The organism is Desulfonatronospira sp. (assembly GCA_003563255.1).
Taxonomy (GTDB): Bacteria; Desulfobacterota; Desulfovibrionia; order Desulfovibrionales; family Desulfonatronovibrionaceae; genus Desulfonatronospira.
The window spans coordinates 1-5,898 of sequence record PWSL01000259.1; the positions used below are offsets into that span (position 1 = coordinate 1).

Genomic DNA, 5,898 nt, shown 5'->3' on the forward strand with positions numbered 1-5,898 from the left:
AAGAAGCGGCTGGAGCCGCAAGAACTAAATGTTCCCAGGCTGGAGCCTGGGAACGAGAGGTAAGCGGCTGGAGCCTGGGAACGAGAGGTAAAACTTCCGTGTGTTCCGTGGGCATAACCTCTTGGCTTTCTTTAAATATGAAACAACATGTTTGTTTGAAATTTGTGCTAAGCGCCTAATGTATTGACCTCCGTGCAGGAAGCCTTGCTGAACTCATCCTGCAAAGGTAACCATTCAGGGGGTGCCGCAACGGCCAGGGGGACAGTCCCCGCGACAGCGGGTTGAATCAGTTGCATCTGTTTACCGCAGGTTCAAAATGTCATCATTGCTGCAAACAAACAAGAATTCTTTTCCCAGGCTGAATAGATCCTGCCTGGTTTTAATCGGCATGCCGGGTTCAGGAAAATCCACTCTGGGCAGAATATTGTGTTCAGAAAGGCAGTTCGCCTGGGTGGACACTGACCACCTGATGCAGGCCTGGTGGGGTATGCCCCTGCAGACCATCCTGGATCACCTGGGGATGGATGAATTTTTGGATGCCGAGGCGGAACTGGTAAAATCCCTAAATCTCAACCAGACAGTTATTTCCACTGGAGGTAGCGTCGTTTACAAAGAAGGTGCCATGCAGCATCTTGGCAGGCTTGGCCGGATAGTATATTTAAGGGCCGATGTGCGGGTCATCGCCTCACGAATTAAAGATGCCGCCGACAGGGGCATGGTGATGTACAACGGATTGAATCTGGAGCAGGTTTACAACCAACGCAGACCTTTATACGAAAAATATGCTGAACTGGTTCAGGATACTGACCGGCAAAGTCCCGGGCAATGTGCCCGGTTTATATTGACATGGCTGCAAAAATTAAAAAAATGATGCCCCGGGTGGTCTTCCACAAACTGCAAAAGCTATACAGCGATATGCAGGCAAGCTATGATCAGGTGGCATCGGAACTCGATTTTACCTGCAAGGGCTGCCCCGACAACTGCTGCAACAGCTTTTTCAGACACCATACCAGAGTGGAGTGGGCTTATTTCTGGAAAGGCCTGCTGCAGTGCCACTCTGAAATCCGCCTGGAAATTATCAGGCGTGCTGAGGCTTATGTACAGCAGATGCATGCGAATCCATCCTTAGACCGGGACCCGCTTATCATGTGCCCTGTAAATTTTGACGGATGGTGCGTACTTTACCAGCACAGACTGATGATCTGCCGTCTGCACGGCGTTCCAAGCACCCACACTGCGCCCGGAGGCAGGTCCAGGGCATTCCCCGGCTGCTTCAGGTGCCGTGAAAAGACGGAAAACCTCACTCAGGTTCCAACTCTGGACCGGACCAGGTTTTACCACCAGCTGGCCTGGCTGGAACAAAGCTACGTAGGACCCAGGATAGTCAAAATGGACAAGGTAAACCTGACACTGGCAGAGATGATCGTGCACGGACCGCCGTTTAACAGCGGATTAAAGGATTGATGAGTAATGGAGAAAATCATGCCCAAAAACATTTTTCTGTTTTGCATTTTACTTATGCTGGCGGGATGCTCGCATCTGAGCGTAAAGCACCTGAGTTCCAACCCTCTTAGTTTTGACCAGGAAGAACATCTGCAGATGCGTTACTGGCATTTTTCCTATGTAAGTCAGGTGGAAAATGATTATTACCTGGTAAAAGGTACCGGCTACCCCAGACAGGAAAGCCTGCCCGGGTGGGGCAAGTGGATGCACAACCTCTGGATATCCGCTTATTTAAGCGACGACGAAGGAAGGGTTGTGGCCAGGGATCTGAAGGTTTACCCTACCCAGGAGTTAGACCCTGATAATGGAGTTCCCCTGGAATTCCGCCTCAAGCCTGAAAAAATGCCTGCATCTGAGGATATTTTTGTCACGTTTGGTTACCGAATGCAGTTGACCGAAAGCCGCTACAGCGACCCGAGAACACAGCGGCCATTGACAGGGGAGAAAAGCGTTTTCTTTGCCAGCGAAAAGGCCCTGACCAGGTAACCCTGCAGCAATACTTCCAAGGCTGGCCGTGCCCGCAAACCAGGATAAAGACGTGCATTTATCCCATTGGGACAGTCCCGTACTTATTTTATCTGATGAATTATTTTCAGCTGATGGATTTTGAAAAAGAGGTAACCATGAACGAAAAACCACGAACCAGGAACCGATTTATATATTTCAATTGAGGACAGGCATCCTGCACATATTTATATAATCCGTCAGTCTTCTGTCAGCAAAATTATTACGGGGAACCGGTCCCCGTAATACATGCAAAACGCTGAACATATACCAGGCATTAAACTTATTTACCATTTAATTCCCGTGAGGCATGCCATGACCCAGGAAGAGGATTATCTGCATCAGGAACATCTATGTATACTGGAAGAGGTGGAAAAAGGTTTCACTATAGGCATTATTGGTACTGGCACCGGTTTTGAATCCATATTGGATCTTACACACAATCCCGACCTGGAAGAGTTTTTCCCGCAATTGAAACTTGTGGCACTTGCCCAGCCCTATTCCAGGGACAGGCGCTTGCAAAAAGCCCTGAATATGGGCGTAAAACTCTATGATTCATACAGTGAAATGCTCAATGCCCACCCTGAAATCAACTTGATCATCGAACTCACCGACAAACAGCACATGATCAAAATGCTGCGCAAATCCCTGCCGCCGAATATATCCATGGTGGATCACAATGCCGCAGCCTTTCTTTGCGGAATGCTCGTCATGGCCGAGGTCAGCACCAGGTGCAGGCTGAACCTGAACCAGCAGCAGGCCCTGTTTGAAGCGGTCACGGATCAGATCCAGGATGATATGCTTCTTCTGGATACAAGCGGCATCATTCAGGATATCAACATGAACGTCATCAAGAGACTTGAAAGGCCCAAGCCTGAAATTCTAGGCAGGCAATGCTGGCAAGTCTTTGCCTGTTCTGATGACTATGCCGGTCCGGGCTTCAGCAATGCCGAATGTCCATTTAAGAAGACCCTGGAACATCAAAAGCCGGCAGAAGCCATGCAGACCTGGGTGGATGGACAGGGGCGGGCGCGTTATTTCAGGATTTATACCTACCCGGTTTTCAACGAAGCCGGCCAACTGACAAGGGTGGTGGAAATGCGCCGGGATATAACGGTGCGCACCGAGATGGAAAAACGCCTGCAACAATCGGAAAAGCTGGCAGCCATTGGAGAGCTCTCCACCTACATCGCACATGAAATCAGAAATCCTCTTTTCGCCATCGGCGGCTTTGCCAACGCAGTACTTCGAAACCCGGACCTGGACTCCGTATCCAGGGACAAGGTAAATATAATCCTGCAGGAATCCAAAAGACTTGATAAAATACTCAAAAGCATCATAAATTTCGCCAGGCCCACCCAGCCCGAGCAACAGGAGATTGATGTCAACGACGTGCTGGAGGATATCATGCAGCTGTTCAACCTGACCTGTGAAGAACAGGGAGTGCAGGTGGATATGCAGAAAGGTCACGGCCTGGCCCATGCCAAGGGAGATCCGGAACTTCTTAAGCAGTGTCTGATCAATCTCGTCAAAAACGCCCTTGAATCCATGCCTGACGGCGGTACTCTGACTCTGCGGACTTTTATGGAAGAAGAATTCATAGGAGTGGAGGTGGGAGACTCAGGTAAGGGCATCCCTAAAGACATCCGGGAAAGAATCTTCAACCCCTTTTTTACCACCAAGGAAGCTTCAGGAGCAGGCCTTGGCCTGGCCATGACCAAAAAAATCATGGACGACATGGGGGGCCGAATAGATCTCCTGAGTCAGGAAGGGAAAGGTACATTGACAACAATCCGTCTGCCTCTTTTTCCGGCCATACCGGACGGAATAGAATGATAACCCCTCAAGGAGCTTTAACATGTCCTGCAAACTCAAAAAATTATTGCTCGCATTTTCTATTGCGGCGGGATGTAATTTTCTTGTCCTGCAAACAGCCCTTGCCTCCCCCTGTGAAGCCCTGTTTTTTCCAGACTCCGTCAGGGTCTGGGATACCGGGGAGTTCACCCTGCAGGACCGCCGGGGCAGGACGGCAGTCAGCCTTGAGCTGCCAGCCCAGGCCGATCCATCGACCTTGCTGATAACTCCGGGAGACCGCAACACTGTGTCCATATCAGAAGTGCGGTGGGAAAGGACAGACCCGCAGGACTCAGACCGGATAAAGGAACTGCTGCAGAAGATCCGGGAGCACGAAAGCCTCAAGCAGGAGCAGAAAGCTTTGATTAAGGCCCATAAAGCCAGTATCTCTTTCTGGGAATCCCGCAAGGAGCACAAAGAAGACATTGAAAAGATTGACAGTCTGGCAGTCATGATTTTTGACAACCTTAAGCAGGTCTACCAGGAACATGCCGGAGCAAAAGAATTACTGCTGGATATCCGGGAGAAGATTAATGAACTCCAGGACAGGCTGAAGGAAATTACCGGTCCTGAGCACAGGAACTGGGAAGTGCTGGTGTTTGTGGCTGATGCAGACAAGAGGGAAACTGTAGAAATGGCATTCAACTATATCCTGAAAGGGAGCGGGTGGTCCCCTAAATACAGGCTGCATGCCGATACAGGACAAAGCATTATAGAATTCACCTGGGAAGCAGAGGTGTGGCAGAGCAGCGGTCAGGACTGGAAAGACACCCGGATTGGCCTGGCTACCCTGGAGCCGCGGATTGCCCTGGAGCCTCCGGTTCTTCAGGAATGGATTGTCCGACCGGTCCCCAGGGTGGGCCTTCCCGGCCCGAGGGATCTCAGGATGGCCTCCATGGAGGCTGTCCCGGACAGAGCACCGGTCCGGGAACACAGGGGACAGTTTTCTGTGTGGCACCTGGGGGAGCAGGACCTGGCAGCCGGGGAAAGACCCAGGATGAAAATCCAGCAAGAATCCTGGCCTGCGGACTTTGTGCGCCTGTTGCGGCCGGCCATAAGCGACAAGGCTTTTTTGCAGGCCGGAGTGCAGCTGGATGAGGTCCAGAATATTCCCCGTGGAGAGGCCATGTTTCTGCACGGTGATGCCATGATTGGGCAGCAGGACTTCAGCTTTACCGGAACCGACAGGAAAATCCATTTCGGCGAAGACCCCTTTGTCACAGCCGAAACCACCACAAAAGCCAGCGCCTCCGGAACAAGAGGCATTATTCGGGAGCGCCGCACCTACAGGTGGCACTTTTTGATAAACCTGCAAAACAACCATGACCACCCGGCACGTATCAGGCTGGAAGAACCCAGGCCTATCCTTGGCGATGATAATATGCAGGCATCGTTTGACCTGACCCCTGAACCCGGAGAAAAAACCGAATCTTTGTTTATCTGGGAGATGGAACTGGACGGTGGAGATACCCGGGAAATAGATCTGCAGATAGAGATCCAGGCCCCTGGCGACATGGACGTGGACTGGGGCTGGAGAAGCAGGTGATTGGACTTGGGTCAGCCTGTAAATATTTTGGAGTAAGTCACTAATGGCTGTAACTTGTTCATCAGAAAAATAAGTGCTGGTATCTGTTTAGCGCTTTGCATGTGGCATGGGGACTGGCTCTTCCGGGACCCACTTGACCCAAAAAATGAGATATTTTAAGCACAAAATGATGCTCAAGTGGGGCCCGGAGTGCCTGTCCCCTGCTTTCCTTAAAAGCGCTAAACAGATACAGTGCTGGACAGTCCCAATGGAGATAAGAGCACTGCATTATCTTGGGTTGTGGGCAATACCTCTCGTTCCCAGGCTCCAGCCGCTTACCTCTCGTTCCCAGGCTCCAGCCGCTTATCTCTCGTTCCCAGGCTCCAGCCTGGGAACGTTTAGTTCTTGCGGCTCCAGCCGCTTACCTCTCGTTCCCAGGCTCCAGCCTGGGAACGTTTTGTTCTTGCGGCTCCAGCCGCTTACCTCTCGTTCCCAGGCTCCAGCCTGGGAAC

5 protein-coding genes are annotated in these 5,898 nt (G+C 51.2%); all 5 read left to right on the plus strand.

Annotation, left to right across the window (positions count from 1 at the left end; genetic code table 11):
* Positions 1-316 precede the first annotated feature (316 nt).
* The gene (gene thrB / locus QZP87_RS07540; RefSeq protein WP_291322308.1) at positions 317-871 is read left to right on the plus strand and encodes a homoserine kinase; all 555 of its coding nucleotides are present in this window, start codon (positions 317-319) and stop codon (positions 869-871) included.
* Complete coding sequence (locus QZP87_RS07545; RefSeq protein ID WP_291322309.1) at positions 847-1,464, plus strand: hypothetical protein; 618 nt, start codon at positions 847-849, stop codon at positions 1,462-1,464. The genes thrB and QZP87_RS07545 overlap by 25 nt, the downstream gene beginning before the upstream one ends.
* An 18-nt stretch (positions 1,465-1,482) precedes the next feature.
* Positions 1,483-1,989 (plus strand): hypothetical protein, encoded by a 507-nt coding sequence (locus QZP87_RS07550; RefSeq protein WP_291322310.1) that lies wholly within the window; start codon positions 1,483-1,485, stop codon positions 1,987-1,989.
* A 333-nt stretch (positions 1,990-2,322) separates the two neighbouring features.
* Positions 2,323-3,843 carry an ATP-binding protein gene (locus QZP87_RS07555; protein WP_291322311.1) on the plus strand — a complete coding sequence of 507 codons (1,521 nt, stop codon included), beginning with the start codon at positions 2,323-2,325 and terminating at the stop codon, positions 3,841-3,843.
* A gap of 22 nt (positions 3,844-3,865) precedes the next feature.
* Positions 3,866-5,407 carry a DUF4139 domain-containing protein gene (locus tag QZP87_RS07560; RefSeq protein WP_291322312.1) on the plus strand — a complete coding sequence of 514 codons (1,542 nt, stop codon included), beginning with the start codon at positions 3,866-3,868 and terminating at the stop codon, positions 5,405-5,407.
* Positions 5,408-5,898 lie beyond the last annotated feature (491 nt).

Excerpts from the sequence above, each read along its gene's own strand:
- thrB (WP_291322308.1), top strand. The coding sequence starts at position 317 with ATGTCATCATTGCTGCAAACAAACAAGAATTCTTTTCCCAGGCTGAAT.
- QZP87_RS07545 (WP_291322309.1), top strand. The coding sequence starts at position 847 with ATGGCTGCAAAAATTAAAAAAATGATGCCCCGGGTGGTCTTCCACAAA.
- QZP87_RS07550 (WP_291322310.1), top strand. The coding sequence starts at position 1,483 with ATGCCCAAAAACATTTTTCTGTTTTGCATTTTACTTATGCTGGCGGGA.
- QZP87_RS07555 (WP_291322311.1), top strand. The coding sequence starts at position 2,323 with ATGACCCAGGAAGAGGATTATCTGCATCAGGAACATCTATGTATACTG.
- QZP87_RS07560 (WP_291322312.1), top strand. The coding sequence starts at position 3,866 with ATGTCCTGCAAACTCAAAAAATTATTGCTCGCATTTTCTATTGCGGCG.